Genomic DNA, 18,892 nt, shown 5'->3' with positions numbered 1-18,892 from the left:
CCCCGGAAGGACCAGAAATGGCGCGACGATTGGCCGGGGCCGTCCCCCGCCGGCCCCGCATCCGGTTGACCGCCGCGCTCGCTGCGGCCGTGCTCGCCGTACCGACAAGCCAGGCGGTCGGCGCCTCGCCCGCCACGGCGGCCGCGACCGGCGCCATCACGGGGTACGGCGGCAAGTGCGTCGACGTGGCCGCCGCGAACCCGGCCAACAACACGCCGGTCCAGCTCTACACCTGCAACGGCTCCGCCGCCCAGCAGTGGACGGTGGCCGACGACGGCACGATCAGGGCGCTCGGCAAATGCCTCGACATCGCCGCCGGCAGCACCGCGAACGGAGCCCGAGCGCAGATCTACGACTGCAACGGCACCGGAGCGCAGCAGTGGTCGTCCAGCGCCGGGCAACTCGTCAACCCGGCCTCCGGCAAGTGCCTCGACGCAACCGGCCCCAGCTCCGCCGACGGCACCCCGCTACAGATCTGGAGCTGCACCGGCACCGCCAACCAAGCCTGGACGTTGCCCACCGGCGGTGGCACCCCGCCACCGTCGGGCGGCTTCACACACCCCGGCGTGTTGGTCAGCCGGGGTCAGCTCGACTTCGTCCGCGGCCGGGTGCAGGCCGGAGCACAGCCGTGGGCGTCGGCCTACAACCAGATGATGAGCAGCCGGTACGCCTCCCTCTCGCGAACCCCCGCACCGCGCGCCGTGGTGGAGTGCGGCTCCTACTCCAACCCCAACAACGGCTGCACCGACGAGCGTGAGGACGCGATCGCCGCGTACACCGACGCGCTCGCCTGGTACCTCACCGGAGACGCCCGGTACGCGCAGAAGTCGATCCAGATCATGGACGCGTGGTCGGCCACGATCACCACGCACACCGGCAGCAACGCCCCGCTGCAGACCGGCTGGGCCGCCTCGGTCTGGCCCCGGGCCGCCGAGATCATCAAGTACACGTACACGAGCTGGCCCAACGCCAACCGGTTCGCCACCATGCTGCGCACCGTCTACCTGCCGATGGTCCGCAACGGCTCGAACAGCAACGGCAACTGGGAACTGACCATGATGGAGGCGACGGTCGGCATCTCGGTGTTCCTGGAGGACCGGGCCGTCTACGACGCGGCGGTCGCCCGCTTCCTCAACCGTACCCGGGCCTTCGTCTACCTGCCCAGCGACGGCACCCTGCCGTACACGATGCCCGGCAGCGGCCTGGACACCAGTGCGGAGATCATCGGGTACTGGCACGGCCAGTCCACCTTCGTCGCGGGCCTCGCCCAGGAGACCTGCCGCGACTTCGTGCACACCGGGTACGGGATCTCCGCCATCTCACATGTCGCGGAGACCTCCCGCATCCAGGGACGGGACCTGTACCCCCAGGTCGGTGAGCGGTTGCGGCAGGCGCTCGGCCTCCACTCGCGCTACCAGCTCGGCGAGGCGCCGCCCTCCTGGCTCTGCGGCGGCAGCGTCACCCGCGGACTGGGCCCGATCACCGAGGTCGGCTTCAACGCGATGAGCACCCGGTTGGGCAACGTCATGACCAACACCCAGACCCTCACGCTGCAACAACGTCCGGCCGGAAGCAACAACCTCTTCGTCGCCTGGGAGACGCTGACCCACGCCAGCAACCCCAACTGAGCGCGTCCCGGCGGGTCGGCGCCGAGAAGCCCCGACACCGACCCGCCGCAACGCTCAGCCATCGACTCCCAGGGCCACCACCGGGCTGACCCGCGACGCCCGCCGGGCCGGCAGCACCCCGGCCAGCGCGGTCAGCACGACCAGCGCCACGAAGAGCCCGACCAGCGGCAGCACCGGCACGGTCAGCGGTGCGTTGATCCCGAGGCTCTGGACCGCCAACCAGGCGTACGGCACGCCGAGCAGCAGGCCGATCGTCGCCCCGATCACCCCGTAGAGGCCGGACTCGGCGGTCAGCATGGTGCGCAGGCCGGCCCGGGACAGGCCGATCGCCCGGAGCAACCCGGACTCGCGTACCCGCTCCACCACCGAGAGTGCGGTCGTGGAGCCCACGCCGACGACCGCGATCAGCACGGTCAGGCTGACCAGGCCGACCGCGACCCAGACCAGGGTGCTCACCAACGCGTCGTTGCGGTCCCGTTCGTCGGCGAGCACCGCGAGGCCCACCCCGTCGCTGCCGCCGATCGCCTGCCGCAGCGCCCGCACGCCGGCGGTGCGGCCGTCCTCGCCGGAACCGGCCGCGTCGGCCAGCAGACCGGTGTACGCCGCCGGCACGCCGAGCCGGTCCAGGTCGGTCCGGTCGATGAGGATGCCCGCGTGCAGCGGGCCGTCACCGGGCAGGACCGCCGCCACCCGCACGTCGAGCCTGCGCGCAGCGACGGCGACCGTGACGGTGTCGCCGGCCCGCAGACCGGTGTCCCGGGCAACCCAGCTGTTCAGCACGATTCGGCCGGGGCCACGGTCGGCCAGCGAGCCCTGTGCCGTGTCCAGATCGCCGGTGCTCGGCAACGCCGCCAGGTCCAGGTCGTTCGTCGGGTAACCGGGCTCGACGTCGCCGAGCTTGTCGGCACCGCGCATCAACGTGACGTCGTCGATCCGCCGGTACGGCACCACCCGGGCCAGCGCGCCGCGCGCCGCCTCGGCCCGGGTCACCACGGCGGCGGGAAGCGTCCCGCCGTTGCTGGTGACCTCGAAGTCGGTCGGCGCCGAGAGCGCCAACTCGCGGTCGGCCATGATCTGCAGCGACGCGCCGCCAATGACCACCCCGGAAATCAGGGTCACGCCGAGCGCTACCACGACCGAGACCGCGGCGGCCCGGCGCGGCGACCCACCGATCCCGCCGACCGACATCCGGCCGAGCGGCCCGAGCTGGCGTAGCGGCCAACCCACCACGGCCAGTAGGGGACGCACCAGCAGCGGCCCGAGGGCCACCAGCGCGAAGAACGCCAGTGCGCCGGACCCGACCAGCAGGAGCAGTGGACCTGTCGGGTCGTACGACTGTTGCTCCGGCTTCGGCAACTGGCTGATCGTCGCGACAGCGGCCAGGACCGCGCCAGCGACCAGGAACAGCCCGAACACCAGCCGCAGGATCCCGATGCCGCGCCGACCGGCGGTGGTGCTCGCCGTCCGCAGTGCCTCCAGCGGGGACACCCGGGCGGCCGAGAGTGCCGGCGCCAGAACGGCCAGCACGGTGATCACGACGGCACCGATCACCACCGCGACCGCTGCCGCCAGTGGCAGGCCCGGCGACGAGACCGCGTGCCCGGTGGCGCGCAGGATCGCCGGCAGCGCGTACCCGAGGGCGAGGGCGACGGCGACCCCGACGACGCCGGCGACCAGCCCGGTCAGGGCTCCCTCGGCGGTCAACGCCCCGACCAGGGTGCCACGATTCGCGCCGACCGCCCGCAGCAGCGCGAGCTGCCGCATCCGCTGGGCGAAGACGATGCGGAAGGTCGAGGTGACCACCAGCGCTGCCGCGACGACCGCGATCGAGACGAAGATGCCCACCAGGATGAAGAGTTTCCCGACCTGCTCGGCTGCCGCGTTGGCCTCCGCCTGGCGCACCTCGGCGCCGGAGCGGATCGACTGGCCGGCCGGGAACGCCGCGGTCACCCGTTGGCGGACGGCCTCCAGCGACTCGCCGGGGGTTGCCCGCACATCGACGCGCTCGACGGCCGTCAGGTGCGCCCAGGACATCACGATGCTGTCCGGGGCGTACGCGTCGAAGCCGGCGTCGGCGGTGGTCTCGACCACGCCGGTCACGGTCAGCCGGGTGGGTGTGGTGAGTTCGCCGCCCGTGCCGTTGGTCGTTGTGCCGACCGAGAGCCCGAGCCGCTCGGCGGTGCGTGGGGTGATCGCGATCTCGCCGGGGCCGTCCGGGTAGCTGCCCTCAATCACCCGCACCGTGGTGAGCGGACCGGTGCCGGGATCGGCCTGCAGGTTGAGGTACCCCTCACCGAGGGAGACCCCGATCGTCATCCGGCCCACCGCCTCGGCCACACCGGGCACGGCGCGGACGCGCTGCACCTCCGTCATGGTGGGTGGCGGCTGCTCGGGGCTGCCGATCACCAGGTCGGTGGCGGCCGGGGTGCCACTGAGGGTGTCGCGCACGGTCCGTTCGGTGATCTGCTGCACCAGCACGGTGCCGAAGACGACGAAGGACGCGACCAGGATCGCCAGACCGGTGAGGATCAGCCGGCCGGGCCGCCGGGCCGCGGCGGTCGTCTGGGTACGCAGCACGGTCGCCCTCATGCGCGCGCCGCCAGATCGCGCAGCGCGTCGGTGACCGACACCTGGTCCGGCTTGTCGATCTCACCGGCGACCCGGCCGTCGGCGAGCAGCACCACCCGGTCGGCGTACGCGGCGGCGATCGGGTCGTGGGTGACCATGACGACGGTCTGGCCGAGGTCGCGTACCGAGTCGCGCAGGATGGTGAGCACCTCCGCGCCGGAACGGGAGTCGAGGTTGCCGGTCGGCTCGTCAGCGAAGACCACCTCGGGCTGCGCCACCAGTGCCCGGGCCAGCGCGACCCGCTGCTGCTGACCGCCGGAGAGTTCGCTGGGCCGGTGACCCAGCCGCTGGCCGAGCCCCAGCACGTCGACCAGGTGCGCGAGGAGAGCGGCGTCGGGCTGGCGGCCGGCGAGGTCCAGCGGCAGGGTGATGTTCTGCGCGGCGGTGAGCTGGGGCAGCAGGTTGAAGGACTGGAAGACGAACCCGATCCGGTCCCGGCGTACCCGGGTCAGCGTCCGGTCCGACTGGCCGGTCAGCTCCGTCCCGCCGAGCAGGACCCGGCCGGAGGTGGCCGTGTCGAGGCCGGCGAGGCAGTGCATCAGGGTCGACTTGCCGGACCCGGACGAGCCCATGATCGCGGTGAACTCGGCCCGGCCGAAGCCGACCGAGACCCCGTCCAGGGCACGGACCGCGGTGTCCCCGCTGCCGTACACCTTCACCAGGTCGACCGCGGCGACCGCGGCATGGCTGGTCTCCGGCGGGGCGTGGGTTGTCATCGTTCCTCCAGTGGCTGCGTGCTGACCCGGAAAGCCTCGCCGCCACCGACGGGTGGACGCATCGGCCCGGAGCCCGGTATCGCCGGTGCCGGGTCTGTCTTTCGGCCGATCCGCCACCTCCGCCCCGCTGGCTACGCTGGGTCACCATGAGCACGCCGGATCTTCGACGCTGGTGGGTACGCCTGGCCCAGGCCGCCGGCCTGATGGCCATTGGTCTGCTCGCTCTGTTCGACCTGCGGTTCAGCACGTCCGTGGGGATGAGCCCGGCTGCCCTCCTGCTCGTGCTGGTGCGGATGGGGCTGGCGGTGGCGACGGTGCCGCTCTGGCTGCCGGTGCACCGGCTGGGTTCCCGTTGGCTGCCGGCGGCCGCGTTGGTGCTCGCCACCACCTCGCTTGCCGTGACCGCGGCGATCCGGGTCGCCACCAACGGCAGCTACCTGCTCGGCGGCAGTTGGGGCCTCGCCGAGTCGGCCGGACTGCTCGGGGTGGTCTTCGTGGTGACCCGCTGGGGCGCGCCCCGGCTCGCCCCGTGGGCGGCGGTGGCCCTCGGGCTCGCCGTCGCCGCGTTGCCGCTGCGCACCGGCACCGACAGCCTGCTCGTGATCTTCGGTCTGCTCCAGGCGCTCGCCGCGGCCGGCGCCGCCGGGGTGGGCCTCTACCTGCGGATCATCGCCGCCGGCCGGGAACGGGCGATCGCGCTGGTCCGGGCCGAGCAGCGCACCGAGTTCGCCCGTGACCTGCACGACTTCATCGCCCACCATGTCACCGGCATCGTGGTGCAGGCGCAGGGTGCCCGGTTCGTCGCCGAGCAGGACCCGCAACGGGTGATTGCCGCCCTGGAACAGATCGAGCGGGCCGGTGCGGAAACGATGGCCTCGATGCGACGGATGGTGGGGGTCCTGCGCAACCCGGACGCCCCGCCGGACGCGCCGCTGGCCCCGCTGGCCGGTGTGACCGACCTGGCGCCGCTGCTCACGGGGTTCAACGGCGCGGCGAGCGCGCCGGCGCGGCTGCACGTCGACGGCGACCTGGAAGGGCTGCCGGTGGAGGTCTCGACCTCGGCGTACCGGGTGGTGATGGAAGGGCTGACCAACACCCGTCAGCACGCACCGGACGCCCGGTCCGTGAACGTGGCGGTGCGCCGTACCCCGGACTGGTTACTGGTCCGGGTGGCCGACGACGGCGCGTCTCCGCGCACCGCGCCGGCCCGGGGGCACGGCTTCGGCCTGATCGGCCTCAACGAGCGGGTACGCGCCCTCGGCGGCACGATCACCGCCGGGCCCGGCGTCGCCGGTGGCTGGGTGCTCGACGCGGCGTTCCCGCTGCGCACGGCGGTGGGCCGATGATCCGGGTGCTGATCGCCGACGACCAGGCGATGGTCCGGACCGGCTTCGGCATGATCATTGAGGCGCAGTCGGACATGGAGGTGGTCGGCGAGGCCGCCGACGGGGTCGTCGCCGTCGAGTTGGCCCGGCGACTGCACCCGGACGTGGTGCTGCTGGACATCCGGATGCCCCGCCTCGACGGCCTCGAAGCGCTGCGGCTGCTCGCCGGGCCGGGCGTCGCCGACCCGATCCGGGTGGTCGTGGTGACGACCTTCGACCTCGACGAGTACGTGCACACCGCCCTCGCCAACGGCGCCTGCGGTTTCCTGCTCAAGGACTCCGGCCCGGCGCTGCTGGTGGAGGCGGTCCGCGCGGCCGTCTCCGGTGACGCGCTGATCAGCCCGTCCATCACGGTACGGCTGTTGGAGCACCTCAGCCCACCCGCTCCGGCGCGGGACGACGCCGGGCTGTCGCCGCGTGAACTCGACGTCGTGAAGCTCGTCGCCCGGGGCCTGACCAACGCCGAGATCGCCGCCCAACTCTTCATCGCCGTCGGCACGGTCAAGACCCACCTCGCCAGCGTGCAGATGAAGCTCAAGGCCCGCAACCGGGTCGAGATCGCGGCCTGGGCCTGGGAACGCCGCCTCATCGGCTAGGTCGGGCTGACGCGGGCGATGGCCCGGCCGTCGGATGGGCTTGGGCGTGGTGCCTCTGGAGCTGATGTCGTAGACGAATCAGCCGCACGACTGGCGCTCGCTCACCGGGGCCACGCCGTCGCCGCCCGGCCGGTGATGTCGTAAACGATTCAGCTCCAAAGGCGGCGACCGGCACACCATCCACCTGGCGTGGGCGAATTTCCTGTGCCGATGTCGGCGTCCGGATCCGTGGGGGGCAACGGGCTGAACCGCACTGACCTAAAATTGACGGATATGGATGTACTGGATGCGACAGGCCACCGGAGGCGAGGGATCATCGTGCGTGATCGTCGAAGTCGAGGATTCCGGTCGAAGGCCGCCGCGCTGGCCGCCTCTGCGCTGGCGGTGGCCCTGGTCGCGGCGGGCGCGACCCCGGCGTACGCCGCAGAGGACACCGAGCGCCCCACCACACCCGGCCCGATCACGGTCGTCGCCGTCGACACCACCTGGGTCGAGCTGACCTGGGCGGCCTCGACCGACAACGTGGGCGTGGTCCGCTACCCGGTCGGCGCGCAATTCGAGGATTTCGGCGCCCAGTACTCGACCGACACCAACAGCATCCGGATCACCGACCTGCGGCCCTCGCGCACGTACACCTTCTCGGTGTGGGCTCTGGACGCGGCCGGCAACAGCTCAGTGTCGAACCCGACCCTGCGGCTGACCATGCCGCCGGGAGACGACCAACCGCCGAGCGCGCCGGGCCGACCGGTGGCGTACGACGTCGCCGCCACGCTGGTGTGGCTGCGGTGGGCCCACTCGACCGAGAACGTCGCGCTCGACCGGTACGAGGTGTTCCGGGTCAACGCCGACGCCACCCTCACCCGGGTCAGCGAGGTCTACCAGTACCCGCCTGGGCGAAACACCACCCAGATCAGCGGGTTGACACCCGACACGACGTACACCCTCGTGGTGCAGGCCCGGGACGAGGCCGGCCACCTGTCGCCGCTGTCCGAACCGGTCACCGTGACCACCCTGCCGCCGCCACCGACCTGCGCGGTCCGGTCCGTCGTACGGCAGTGGTCGGACGGCTTCGTGGCGCACCTCGTCGTCGAAAACACCGGCTCGGCGGCGGTTGACGGCTGGACGATGACGTGGAGGTTCTGGGCCAGCCAGCAGCTGCACGGCCTCTGGGGCGCGAAGGTCGTCGACCGCCCCAGCAACAGCTTCCTGCGGGTACGCGACGCCAGCTACAACGCGCTGATCGCACCCGGCGGCACCGTGTCGCTGGGATTCGTCGCCACCGGCACGCAACTGCCCGAGGAGGTCACGCTCAACGGCGGCACGTGTGTGGTGGCAGACGAGTAACGCTCGCGTCGGGGGTCTGGCGCGCGCCACGACATCTTGCGACGCTAACGGTTGTGTATGACTACGACCTGGTGGTGCTGGGTTCCGGACCCAGTGGTCAGAAGGCCGCGATCGCCGCCGCCAAGCTCGGCAGGCGGGTCGGCATCGTGGATCGCCGCGACATGATCGGTGGGGTCTGCATCAACACCGGCACCGTCCCCTCCAAGACGCTGCGCGAGGCCGTTCTCTATCTGACCGGGCTGAGCCAGCGGGACCTCTACGGCAGCAGCTACCGGGTGAAGGAAGAGATCACGGTCAGCGACCTGGCCGCCCGGACCCAGCACGTGATCACCCGCCAGACCGACGTCATCCGCAATCAACTGGCCCGCAACCGGGTCGCGATGATCACCGGCACCGGGCGTTTCGCGGACGCGCACTCGATCTGGGTCGACGGTGGCTCGGGCCGCGAGTCCAGAGTGACCTTCGACAAGGTCATCATCGCGGCGGGCACCCGTCCGGCCCGCCCGGACAGCGTCGACTTCGACGACCGGACGATCGTGGACTCCGACGGCGTCATCAACCTCCAGGCCGTACCCCGCAGCATGGTGGTGGTCGGCGCCGGCGTGATCGGCATGGAGTACGCCTCCATGTTCGCCGCGCTCGGCACCAAGGTCACCGTGGTGGAGCGCCGCGACCGGATGCTCGACTTCTGCGACGAGGAGGTCGTCGAGTCGCTCAAGTACCACCTGCGCGATCTGTCCGTGGCGTTCCGCTTCGGAGAGGAGGTCGCCGCCGTGGAAAAGCACCAGACGGCGGCGCTGTGCATCCTCAAGAGCGGCAAGAAGATCGTCGCGGACACGGTGATGTACTCGGCCGGTCGGCAGGGCCAGACCGACGACCTGGCACTCGATGCGGCGGGGCTGGAGGCGGACCGGCGCGGTCGGATCAAGGTGGACGGCCACTATCGCACCACGGTGGACAACATCTACGCGGTCGGTGACGTGATCGGCTTCCCCGCGCTCGCGTCCACCTCGATGGAGCAGGGCCGCCTGGCCGCGCAACACGCCTGCGGCGAACCGATCCGCGAGATGCACGGGCTGCAGCCCATCGGCATCTACACGATCCCGGAGATCAGTTTCGTCGGGCAGACCGAGGCGCAGCTCACCGACACCTCGACACCGTTCGAGGTGGGCATCGCCCGCTACCGGGAGTTGGCCCGCGGCCAGATCGTGGGCGACTCGTACGGCATGCTGAAACTGCTCGTCTCCCCCGATGACGGCCGCCTGCTCGGCGTGCACGTATTCGGCACCGCCGCCACCGAGATCGTCCACATCGGGCAGGCCGTGATCGGTTGTGGCGGCACGATCGACTACCTGGTCGACGCGGTGTTCAACTATCCGACGCTCGCCGAGGCATACAAGGTGGCGGCTCTGGACGCGTCCAACAAGATCCGCAACATCACCCGCATCGACGGCTAGCAGCCGTTCCCCCGACTGTCGGTGGTCGCCGCTACGGTGCCGGCACTGGTGACATGTGGGAGGAAGAGGCAGTCGTGGGCGCATCCGGATGGAGCTACTTCGTCGCGTACCAGCCAGACCTGGACGAGGCGTTGGACGCCCTACGGGACAGAGTCTTCGCCGAGGGTGACTACTGGTGGGCTCGCAGCGACGCGGTGCCCAACTCGGCCAGCGACTACCCCGACCGCCCCGCCACGATGGCTCAGCTCTTCGACGACGAGGCGGTGCAGGAGTGCGGCACCCACTCCATCCTCGACGTCTACCGCGTCCTTAACGACGGCGAGACGCCCGACTTCGGCACCGTCGACCCGGTGAGCGCCGCCGAAGCGCTGAGCCTGACCGGCACCGAACGGCTCACCCGGGAGCACCTCGGCGCGCTCCGAGGGCTCGCCGTGCGCAGCTGGTTCGGCCGCTGCGCCGTCCTGCACGACGCGCAGGGCGAGCCAGAGGAGGTCTACTTCTGGGGCTTCTCCGGCGACTGACCAGGCTTGTGGGAAGCCTGGAAGCCGCGGCCCGTACGGCCGCCGGCCACCTCTGAGCGGCGAGGGAGGCGACGTGATGGCACCCGGGTCGCGACGTCGCCGGCCGGTGACCGCGCTGCTCGCCGTGGCACTGTTGCTCCTCGGCTCCGCCCTGGGAGCACCGATCGCGCTGTGCCGCAGCACCCAGCTCGGTCTGTACCTGGACTACGGCGTCGGCTACACCATTCCCGCCGGCCTGGTGAAGGCGATCAACGCCTTCCTGGATCTGGTCAACGCCGGTTCGATTGAGGCGAAGGCCGGCATCGGCAACGTCGACAACGTGTTCAACAAGCTGGACATCCAGCCAGACAAGAAGATCTGCAAAACCTGATGCCTCCCCACCCCCACCGGTCCCCCGTCGACCCCGTCGACCCCGTCGGCCGCGTCGGCCGCGTCGGCCCCGGTGATCAAGAGGTTCGCGTCATCGCGCACGGCGTGTCGTGACGCAAACCTCTTGATCACCCGCTCGGGGGTGGGCCGGGAGGTGGGGGCAGGGGTGGGGGTGGGGTGGCCGGTGCGGAGGGGTTCGGGTTTCCCTCCGCACCGGCCGATCTTTCGTCAGCCTGCCGCGCAGGTCGGGCTCAGGCTGCCGGCGGTGCCATTGGCCTGGAAGCCGTACTCGGTGGACTGTCCGGCACCGACCTGGCCGTTGTAGGCGACGTTCGTCCAGTTCGTCGTGCCGGTGTTACCACTGCGGTTGGCGCTCCAGGCGTTGGTGACCGTCGCGCCCGACGGCAACGCGATCGTCACCGTCCAGCCGTTGATGGCCGACGAGCCGGCCGTCACTCGCACCGTGGCCACGAAGCCACCCGTCCACTGGTTCACCGACACCGTCGCGGTGCAACCGCCCGGCCCCGGAGGCGGAGTCGTGGGCGGAGGGGTCGTGGGCGGCGGAGTCGTCGGCGGAGGGGTGGTGGGCGGGGGCGTCGTCGGCGGGGTGGTGCCGTTGTTCAGTGCGGCGAGCACGGCGTCGTAGGCCGGCTTCTTGGCGCCACCGCTGGTGAACAGCAACGGCGTCTGCGAGGCCCGCCACGAGTCACTGTCCCGGATGCCCCACACCGTGATCCCGTTGCACCGGGCCACCGCCAGACAGTCCTCCACCACACTGCGGTAGGTGGCCGCCGAGGCGCCCTCGATGTCCAGCTCGGTGATCTGCACGTCCACGCCGAGTGCCGCGAAGCTGGACAGCGTCGTGCGGTAGTTGCTCGGGTACGGCGAATTGTTGTTGAAGTGCGACTGCAGCCCGACGCAGTCGATCGGCACGCCACGAGCCTTGAAGTCGCGGACCATGTTGTACACGGCCTGGGTCTTCGCGTGCGTCCAGTCGTCGGTGTTGTAGTCGTTGTAGCAGAGCTTCGCGCCCGGGTCGGCGGCATCCGCGGCCCGGAACGCCGCCTCGATCCAGTCGTTACCCGTCCGCTGCAGGTTCGAGTCACGACGCGCACCCGTACTGCCATCCGCGAACGCCTCGTTCACCACATCCCACGCCACCACCTGACCACGGAAATGCGTGGCCACCTGCGTGACATGGTTGAGCATCGCCTGCCGCAACGCGCTGCCGCTCATGTTCTGCATCCAGCCGGGCTGCTGCGAGTGCCATGCCAGAGTGTGGCCGCGGACGCTCATGCCGCGGCTGCGCGCGTGGTTGACGATCTGATCCGCCGCGCCGTAACTGAACTGGCCCTGCTGCGGCTCGGTGGCGTCGATCTTCATCTCGTTCTCGGGCGTCACCGAGTTGAACTCACGGTTGAGGATCGTGGTGTACGCGCTGTCGCTCAACTTGTTCGCCGCCACCGCCGTACCGAAATACCGGCCCTTCTCAGCGGCCGACGCGCCCAGTGTCGTGCCGGCGGCGGCGGGTGCCGTCAGGAACAGCGCCATTCCGGCGGCGAGAGCGCCCGCGCCGGTGAGCGCGATGGCGGCTCTCGTTGCCGCCTTCCATTTCGTGTTTCTCATCGTGCTACTCCTTCTGTGGTGGTGGGAGCGGACGTCAGGACACCGAGCAGGCGGAACCGTTCAGGGCGAACGACGAGGGTTTGCCGGTGCCGCCCTCATGGGTGGCCTGGAAACCGATGCCGACCGACGCGTTCGGCGCGATGGCGGCGTTGTAGGAGACGTTGCGGGCGGTCACCGCACCGCTCGCCGGGGCGTACTGGGCGTTCCAGCCGTTGGTGATGCGCTGTCCGGAGGGCAGCGTGAAGGTCAACGCCCATCCGTTCACGGCGGCGGAACCGGTGTTGGTGATGGTCACGCTCGCGGTGAGTCCGGTGCTCCAGGCGTTGACCGTGTACCCGACGCGGCACCCACCCTCGGTCGGGGGCGGGGTAGTCGGGGGTGGAGTCGTCGGGGGCGGTGTGGTGCCGTCCAGCCCGAAGAAGCGGATCACCTGCGCGGCGTCGACCGGCAGGTTGTGCGAGACACCCTGCATGCTGATCGCCTCGACCGGTGCCATCGAGCCGCCGCTGCCGTACCGGGTGCGGGTGTAACCCGACTGCGGAGAGTCGGTGTATGTCGGGGTCTGGCCCAGCCCGTGCACGTTGGTCCACTGCTTGACCTGCTCGCCGAAGTTCGGGTAGCGCAGCGTCTCGTCGTTGGTGCCGTGCCAGATCTGCATCCGTGGCCGCTGTCCGGCGTAGCCCGGGTACGCCTCACGGACCAGGTCCCCCCACTGCTGCGGAGTCCTGATGAGTTGCCCGTTCGCGCACTCGCTGTTCCACTCCGAGGTGCCGCCGGTGGCGAAGCACGCGAACGGCACCCCGGCGAAGGACGCACCCGCCGCGAACACGTCCGGGTAGACGCCCAGCATGACGTTGGTCATCATCGCCCCGGAGGAGGTCCCGGTGGCGAAGATCCGCGCCGGGTCGGCGGCGTACCGCTGCCGCACGTGGTCGACCATCGACATGAGCCCGACCGGGTCACTACCACCGCCTCGGCGCAGTGCCTGCGGCGAGTACACGTCCCAGCACCGGCTGCTGCGGGTTGCCGACGGGTAGATCACGATGAAGCCGTGCCGATCGGCGAGGGACGCGTACTGCGTGCCCGAGTGGAACGCCGGGCCCGAGCCGGTGCAGTAGTGCATCGCCAGCAGGATCGCCGGTCGGGACGCCACCCGGTCCGGGACGTACAGGTGCATCTGGAGATTGGTGGGGTTGGTGCCGAAGTTGGTCACCTGCGTGAGCGTCGCCGCCGACGCGGGGGTGGCGAACGTCAGCGCGGCGGCGGCCAGCGTCACGACCGCCATCACGACGCCAAGCATTCTTGTCTTCGGTGTCATCATTCGCGATCCCTCGGAAAAAGGCGCGTGGAAGGGGACTTAGTCGAGGACTGCCCTTCGCCCGACCTTGACCGCGGCTCGCGTGACCATGTCAGCTTCAATCGAGCAAACTCGATTGTCAATACTTCCGGAAACCTTTCGCCGCAACGGATTCGGCGGTCACCAGCGCACTAGCCGGCATCGGCGGACATGGTTCCCGGCGACGGGTCTTGGGTTATTACCGGGACGTTCTCGGAACGTGGCGAGGCCCGGCCAGTTGGCCGGGCATCCCCACGTTCCCGATCAGTAGATGCGCCGCCCCCGCGCGTCCGGCACCCCGGACTTGCGGAAGAAGTACGTGTTGATCTGGTCCCGCCACTCGGTGGCACACCGCACCTGCTCGTCGAGGCGTTCGGCCACCCGTTCGTACACGGCTGGGTCGATCATTCCGTTCAGCGTCTGCCAGCGCCGCCGCATCGCTGTCACCTCCTCGACGCCCGCGAAGTGGGTGTCGTAGATGTGCTGGATGACGGTCGACCCGCTCCGCAACACGTGCCCGTACGGCACATGGTGGAAGAAGAGCAGCAGCTCGTCGGGGCAGGTCTCGGGCGATTCGTACACCTCGGCCCAGTACGGCGGGTACTGGCCGGCGAAGCCGGTGCCCGACGCGCGGCTGCGGTCCACGCCCACCCCGTCGCGGTCGGCGAAGTGGTAGGTGCCCCACCGCGTGTACTCGTACCCGTCGACGTCGGGCCCGTAGTGGTCGCCGGGATGAACCATGAAGCCGACGCCCAGCGGGGCGGTGTACCGCTCGTAGGTACGCCAGGAGTCGTCCATGATCTCGTGCAGCGTCCGGCCCACCAGCTCCGCGTCGGCGATCGCCGATGGCGGGAAGGTCAGCCCGACCCACTCGTCGAGGATCGTCCGCGGGTCCAGCCGGGGATCCCAGGCGAGCCGCCCGAACGTGTACAGGTTGGCCTGCGCCAACGGGTGCCCGGTCCAGAAGAGGTCGTCGCCCACGTTGGCGACCCCGACCAGGCCACCGCCCGCGCCCGCCTCCCCCGCCGCCACGTCGGCCACCGACCGCCCGTCCGGCCCCCAGGGTGCGAACCGCAGCACCTCACTCCACCACGGGCCGAGGTGGCAGACGTGTCGCTGCTGGCCGGTGTACTCCTGGGTGACCTGCACCTCCACCGCCAACCGGGTGGCCGGCATCGCGGCGAGCACCGGGGAGATCGGCTCACGCACCTGGAAGTCCACCGGACCGAACTTCACCTGCACGACCACGTTGCTGCGGAACCGCCCGTCCAGCGGGGCGAAGTGGTCGTACGCGGCGCGCGCCCGGTCGGTGGAGCGGTCCCGCCAGTCCTGGTGATGGTTGTAGACGAACGCCCGCCAGTGCACCACTCCCCCGTACGGGGCGAGTGCCTCCGCCAGTACGTTCGCCCCGTCGGCGTGGTCACGCCCGTAGGTGAACGGGCCGGGCTGCCCCTCCGAGTCGGCCTTCACCACATAGCCACCGAAGTCCGGGATGCGCTCGTACACGTCCCGGGTGGTCGCTGCCCACCAGGCCCGCACCGCCTCGTCCGCCGGGTCCGCGGTGGGCAGGCCACCGAGGACCACCGGCGCGGCGAACGTGACCGACAGGTGCACCCGGATGCCGTACGGGCGCAGCACGTCCGCGATCTCGGCCACGTCGCCGAGCCGGTCGGTGAGCAGCAGCGCCTCCGTCCGCGCCACATTGACGTTATTCACCGAGATCGCGTTCACGCCGCTCGCGGCCAACAGCCGCCCGTACTCCCGGATCCGGGCCAGGTCGCCACGCGGCCGGCCGTCTCGCCAGAAGATCGAGCCGCCCGCGTACCCCCGTTCGACCTGGCCCATCACCGGGTGCACGGCCACGTTGTCCCAGTGGTCCAGCATCCGCCGGCGCACCACGGGCCGCTGCCGGTCCGGTGGACGAGCCGGGTCGAAGGCCGCCGCACCGAGCCGGACCAGGTGGAAGAGCCCGTACAACAGGCCGGCGGGCTCCTCGGCCAACACCACGGTCACGTCGTCCGCGCGGGTCAGCAGGAACCCCTCGTCGCCGAGCGTCTCGCCGTCCCCGACCTGGGTCAGCGCCGCCTCCCCCGCGGCCCGTGCCGCCTCCACGCTCGGGCTGGACAGCTTCGCCGCCCGGCGCAGGGCGAACACCAGGTCGGCGTCCACGTCCCAGGAGGGGGAATGCCACACCCGCCCGCCGTAGCGCACGCAGGCACGCGTGACCTCGTCGAGGACGGTGTCGACGAGCAACCCGTCACCGTGCACGAGGACGCGACGCGCGCCGAGCGCCCGGAACGCCTCCGGTGGCAGCCAGGCCGCGTGCACGCGCGTCTCGTCGGTGTCCACCGGCTCCTCGACGAACACCAGTTGCTCCAGGTCCACCGAATCCTCGGCGTTCATCCGTCCTCCCGCAGCACGACGACGCCGTACGCCGGCAGGCGCAGCGAAGTACCGGTCTCCGTCCGGTCACCGGTGAGCAGGTCGACGCCCGGGGTGCGGGCGGTCACCTCGACCGGCTCGGCGCGGTGGTTGAGCAGGAACAGCTGCCGGACCACCCAGGAAACCCCGGCCTGGTCCAGACCAGCGGCGACGTACCAGCCGTACCCGCCGCCGAAGGAGTTGCGGGTGGTGTCGAAGAGACGGTGATCCTGCTTCCACACGTCCTCGGGCCACTGTTCCGGGTTGTAGTCGCCCCCGAAGGGCACCTTGGCGCTGACGGGCAGGCTCATCCGGTGAACTCCTTTTCGACCAGGTGGACCATCGGGTCACTGATGCGGAGGAACGCCAGGACCGCGACCGAGCCGAGCATCGCCAGCACCGCCTCGGAGAAGACCGCGGTGATCCCGGCCGCCGCGGCCAGCAGCAGAGCGTTGCCGACGGTGACACCGGGGGTACGCACGAGGAAGTGCACGGCCAGCCGGAGCACGTCCCGGGTACGGAAGTCGAAGAGCGAGGTGATCACCAGCGCATTGGCCGCGCAGATTGTCACCCCCAGTCCGATCAGGACCAGCGGCACCGCCCACCAACCCGAAAGGCCAACCGCCCCCAGGTAGGCGAGATTCACGGCGAGCACGGTCAGCCACAGCAGCGTCGGCACCCAGACGCGCAGCACGCCGGACAGGTTGGCCCGGTACCCGCGCCAGAACGTGGCGGCGGGCCGCAGGTCGGTCAGGTCGGGACGCTGGTGGCGCAGCGCGTACAGGGCGGCGGAGATCGCCGGGCCGACCGGCACCAGCAGGACGGCGACCAGCGGCAGGTTGCTGGGGTCGCGGCCCAGCAGCAGCATCGGGAGCAGGCCCGGCAGGGTGGTCAGCAGGAGCAGCAGCTCGACCACGAGCAGGATGTAGACCCGGGAGGCGGCCCGCGACAGTGGCCCGTCGCCGAACTGTCGCCAGGCGTGTGCGGCGCTCACGGTTGCTCCTTCCGGTCGTTCTCGGCCGGCAGGCCGAGCAGGCGGTCGGCGTCCCACCACGGCGGCGTCTCGTCCACCACCGGGCTCAGCTCGAGGAGGGTGACCTCGTGCCGGACGAGAGTGATGTCCACCTCGACCCGGCCGGCGGCGACCGGGAGGGGCGGCCGGAGGTCGCCGGGAGGCCCGGCCGGGCCGCGCTGGCGGCCCGACCGGACTTCCCGCTGATCAGCCGTTGTTCTTCTGGAACCGTTCGTACGCCTTGTTGACCATGTCGATGTACTGCTCGGAGTTCTTGGCCTTCAGCTCGGCCACGTACGCGTCCCACTCGGTGAGGGGCCGCTGACCGAGGGCGAACTTCAGCGTGTTCTGGGAGACGAAGTCCTTCAGCGGGGTCTCCCAGAGCGACACCTGCTCGCGCTCCTCATCGGTGAACGGGTAGGGCGGAGACACCAGCCTCGGCGGGCGGGCGTCCATCACCTTCTGGAACTCCAGTTCCTCCGGGGAGAAGAACCCTCGGACCAGGTCGGGGGTGCCGCCGTAGGCGAAGACGCCGTTGTGGAAGCCGAAGTCCTTCTGCAGGTGCTTGGTGCCCTTCGGGTTGATCCCCAGGAAGTCGACGTCGGCGGTGACCGAGCGCTTGCCGGACGCGTCCTTGGTGAAGGTGGTGCCCTCGACGCCCCAGCGGGCGAACTCCATGCCGGCGTCGGAATACCACAACCAGTCGATGAACTGCATCATGGCCACGAAGTTCTTGCTCTCCCGGGCCTTCGTGGAGATCATGATGCCGTTCTCCAGCCGGGGAAAGGGATTGATCTCACCGGCCGGGCCGATCGGCAGCGGAATCTTGGCCATCTTCGCGTTCGGCAGGGTTTTCGCCAGGTCGGGGCGGTGGTTGTTGACCAGGGTCTGCGCGTTGCCAGTGACCACGAAGGACTTGCCGTTGGCGAGCTTCTGGCGCGCCTGGTCGTCGGTCTGGGTGAGGCTCTCCGGGTCGAGCAGGCCCTCGGCGACGAGCTTGTGCAGGTACGTGAGCATCTGCTTGTACTGCTCGGACGCGCCGGTGTAGGTGAACTTCTTCGCCGCCGGGTCCCAGGTGGCGTGCTGGTAGTCCCACCCCGCCTGAGTGCCGAACGACGCACCGAGGATGTTCAGCAGGGCGCCGGTCGGCGTGGGCTTACTGAACAGGTCGGAGTACGGGTAGACGTTCGGGTACTTCGCCTTCATCGCCTTGAGCACGGTGTACAGCTCGTCCCAGGTCTTCGGGACCGACAGGTTCAGCTCCTGGAGGATGTCGGTGCGCACCAGCACCGTGTACTCCTGCGTGGGCTTCTCGTGGACGCCGGGCAGCAGGTAGAACTTACCGTCGGACTGCCGCAGGTTGTCGATCTCCGGCTTGAGGTTCCACTTGGTGATCTTGTCCTTGAAGTTGGGCATCAGATCCAGGTAGTCGCTCACCGGGAGGATCGCCCCGGAGGAGACGAACGCGTTCTCCTGCGGGTGGTACGTCTTCGGAATGATCAGTGGGGCGTCCCCGGCGCCGATCAGCAGGCTGCGCTTCTGCTCGTAGTCGCTCAGCGGAACGGCGACCGGCTCGATGGTGACGTTCGTCCGCTTGGTGAGTTCCGACCAGAACAGCCAGTCCTCCTTGAGCGGGTAGAACGTGTGGTTGTTGTAGAGGGTGGAGAAGGACAGCGCCTCGGTGGCCTTGAACTGGTCGCCGACGCCGTAGTCGGCCATCGCGCCGGCCCGGTTCTCCGAGAGGTCCGTCGACTCGCCGGGGTCCTCGGAACAGGCTGCGGTAAGGGTGAGCGCGAGCAGACCCGCGGTGGCTGTCGCCACGCGGCGCCACGTCTTGTGGAGCATGGCTCGTC

General features: G+C 70.4%; 16 protein-coding genes. 7 read left to right on the top strand and 9 right to left on the bottom strand.

Features of this window, described 5'->3' with window-relative positions:
* Window positions 1–17: 17 nt before the first annotated feature.
* Entirely contained in the window at window positions 18–1,628 is a 1,611-nt protein-coding gene (locus tag ACQEUX_RS05705; RefSeq protein WP_433042226.1) for a ricin-type beta-trefoil lectin domain protein, read from the top strand.
* A 54-nt stretch (window positions 1,629–1,682) separates the two neighbouring features.
* Here the strand turns inward: ACQEUX_RS05705 and ACQEUX_RS05700 are convergent, their stop codons facing one another.
* Window positions 1,683–4,217, bottom strand: coding sequence for an FtsX-like permease family protein (locus tag ACQEUX_RS05700; protein WP_433042223.1), 2,535 nt, complete (start codon window positions 4,215–4,217; stop codon window positions 1,683–1,685).
* Window positions 4,214–4,972: an ABC transporter ATP-binding protein gene (locus ACQEUX_RS05695; protein WP_433042220.1), complete on the bottom strand. Its 759-nt coding sequence runs from the start codon at window positions 4,970–4,972 to the stop codon at window positions 4,214–4,216. Before ACQEUX_RS05695 ends, ACQEUX_RS05700 begins: the two co-directional genes overlap by 4 nt.
* A gap of 146 nt (window positions 4,973–5,118) precedes the next feature.
* Between ACQEUX_RS05695 and ACQEUX_RS05690 the strand changes: the two genes are divergently transcribed.
* From ACQEUX_RS05690 to ACQEUX_RS05665, 6 genes are all read left to right on the top strand, one after another.
* Window positions 5,119–6,318, top strand: a complete 1,200-nt coding sequence (locus tag ACQEUX_RS05690) for a sensor histidine kinase (RefSeq protein ID WP_433042217.1) — start codon at window positions 5,119–5,121, stop codon at window positions 6,316–6,318.
* Window positions 6,315–6,953, top strand: coding sequence for a response regulator (locus ACQEUX_RS05685; protein ID WP_433042206.1), 639 nt, complete (start codon window positions 6,315–6,317; stop codon window positions 6,951–6,953). The genes ACQEUX_RS05690 and ACQEUX_RS05685 overlap by 4 nt, the downstream gene beginning before the upstream one ends.
* 318 nt (window positions 6,954–7,271) lie before the next feature.
* Window positions 7,272–8,297, top strand: a complete 1,026-nt coding sequence (locus ACQEUX_RS05680) for a cellulose binding domain-containing protein (RefSeq protein WP_433042198.1) — start codon at window positions 7,272–7,274, stop codon at window positions 8,295–8,297.
* Window positions 8,298–8,350: 53 nt separating this feature from the next.
* On the top strand, window positions 8,351–9,754 hold the full coding sequence (sthA, locus tag ACQEUX_RS05675; RefSeq protein ID WP_433042195.1) for a Si-specific NAD(P)(+) transhydrogenase: 1,404 nt from the start codon (window positions 8,351–8,353) through the stop codon (window positions 9,752–9,754).
* 74 nt (window positions 9,755–9,828) lie between these two features.
* Window positions 9,829–10,275: a hypothetical protein gene (locus ACQEUX_RS05670; RefSeq protein ID WP_433042192.1), complete on the top strand. Its 447-nt coding sequence runs from the start codon at window positions 9,829–9,831 to the stop codon at window positions 10,273–10,275.
* Between the two features lie 76 nt (window positions 10,276–10,351).
* Entirely contained in the window at window positions 10,352–10,645 is a 294-nt protein-coding gene (locus ACQEUX_RS05665; protein WP_433042189.1) for a hypothetical protein, read from the top strand.
* A gap of 227 nt (window positions 10,646–10,872) precedes the next feature.
* Here the strand turns inward: ACQEUX_RS05665 and ACQEUX_RS05660 are convergent, their stop codons facing one another.
* The 7 genes from ACQEUX_RS05660 to ACQEUX_RS05630 all read right to left on the bottom strand — a co-directional run bounded on the left by ACQEUX_RS05660 (window position 10,873) and on the right by ACQEUX_RS05630 (window position 18,884).
* Entirely contained in the window at window positions 10,873–12,270 is a 1,398-nt protein-coding gene (locus ACQEUX_RS05660; RefSeq protein ID WP_433042186.1) for an endo-1,4-beta-xylanase, read from the bottom strand.
* Between the two features lie 34 nt (window positions 12,271–12,304).
* A complete protein-coding gene (locus ACQEUX_RS05655; protein WP_433049611.1) occupies window positions 12,305–13,588 on the bottom strand; it encodes an extracellular catalytic domain type 1 short-chain-length polyhydroxyalkanoate depolymerase in 1,284 nt (427 codons plus the stop codon).
* Window positions 13,589–13,870: 282 nt separating this feature from the next.
* Complete coding sequence (locus ACQEUX_RS05650; protein WP_433042183.1) at window positions 13,871–16,009, bottom strand: alpha-glucuronidase; 2,139 nt, start codon at window positions 16,007–16,009, stop codon at window positions 13,871–13,873.
* Entirely contained in the window at window positions 16,006–16,338 is a 333-nt protein-coding gene (locus ACQEUX_RS05645) for a Beta-galactosidase C-terminal domain (protein WP_433042180.1), read from the bottom strand. Before ACQEUX_RS05645 ends, ACQEUX_RS05650 begins: the two co-directional genes overlap by 4 nt.
* Window positions 16,335–17,021 carry a DUF624 domain-containing protein gene (locus tag ACQEUX_RS05640; protein ID WP_433042177.1) on the bottom strand — a complete coding sequence of 229 codons (687 nt, stop codon included), beginning with the start codon at window positions 17,019–17,021 and terminating at the stop codon, window positions 16,335–16,337. The genes ACQEUX_RS05645 and ACQEUX_RS05640 overlap by 4 nt, the downstream gene beginning before the upstream one ends.
* Complete coding sequence (locus ACQEUX_RS05635) at window positions 17,018–17,152, bottom strand: hypothetical protein (RefSeq protein ID WP_433042174.1); 135 nt, start codon at window positions 17,150–17,152, stop codon at window positions 17,018–17,020. The genes ACQEUX_RS05640 and ACQEUX_RS05635 overlap by 4 nt, the downstream gene beginning before the upstream one ends.
* A 94-nt stretch (window positions 17,153–17,246) precedes the next feature.
* Window positions 17,247–18,884: an ABC transporter substrate-binding protein gene (locus tag ACQEUX_RS05630; protein WP_433042171.1), complete on the bottom strand. Its 1,638-nt coding sequence runs from the start codon at window positions 18,882–18,884 to the stop codon at window positions 17,247–17,249.
* Window positions 18,885–18,892 lie beyond the last annotated feature (8 nt).

This window comes from Micromonospora sp. CA-259024 (assembly GCF_050936255.1).
GTDB lineage: Bacteria > Actinomycetota > Actinomycetes > Mycobacteriales > Micromonosporaceae > Micromonospora.
The sequence above is the reverse complement of the archived record's forward strand: the minus strand, read 5'-3'. Positions and strand labels throughout refer to the sequence as shown.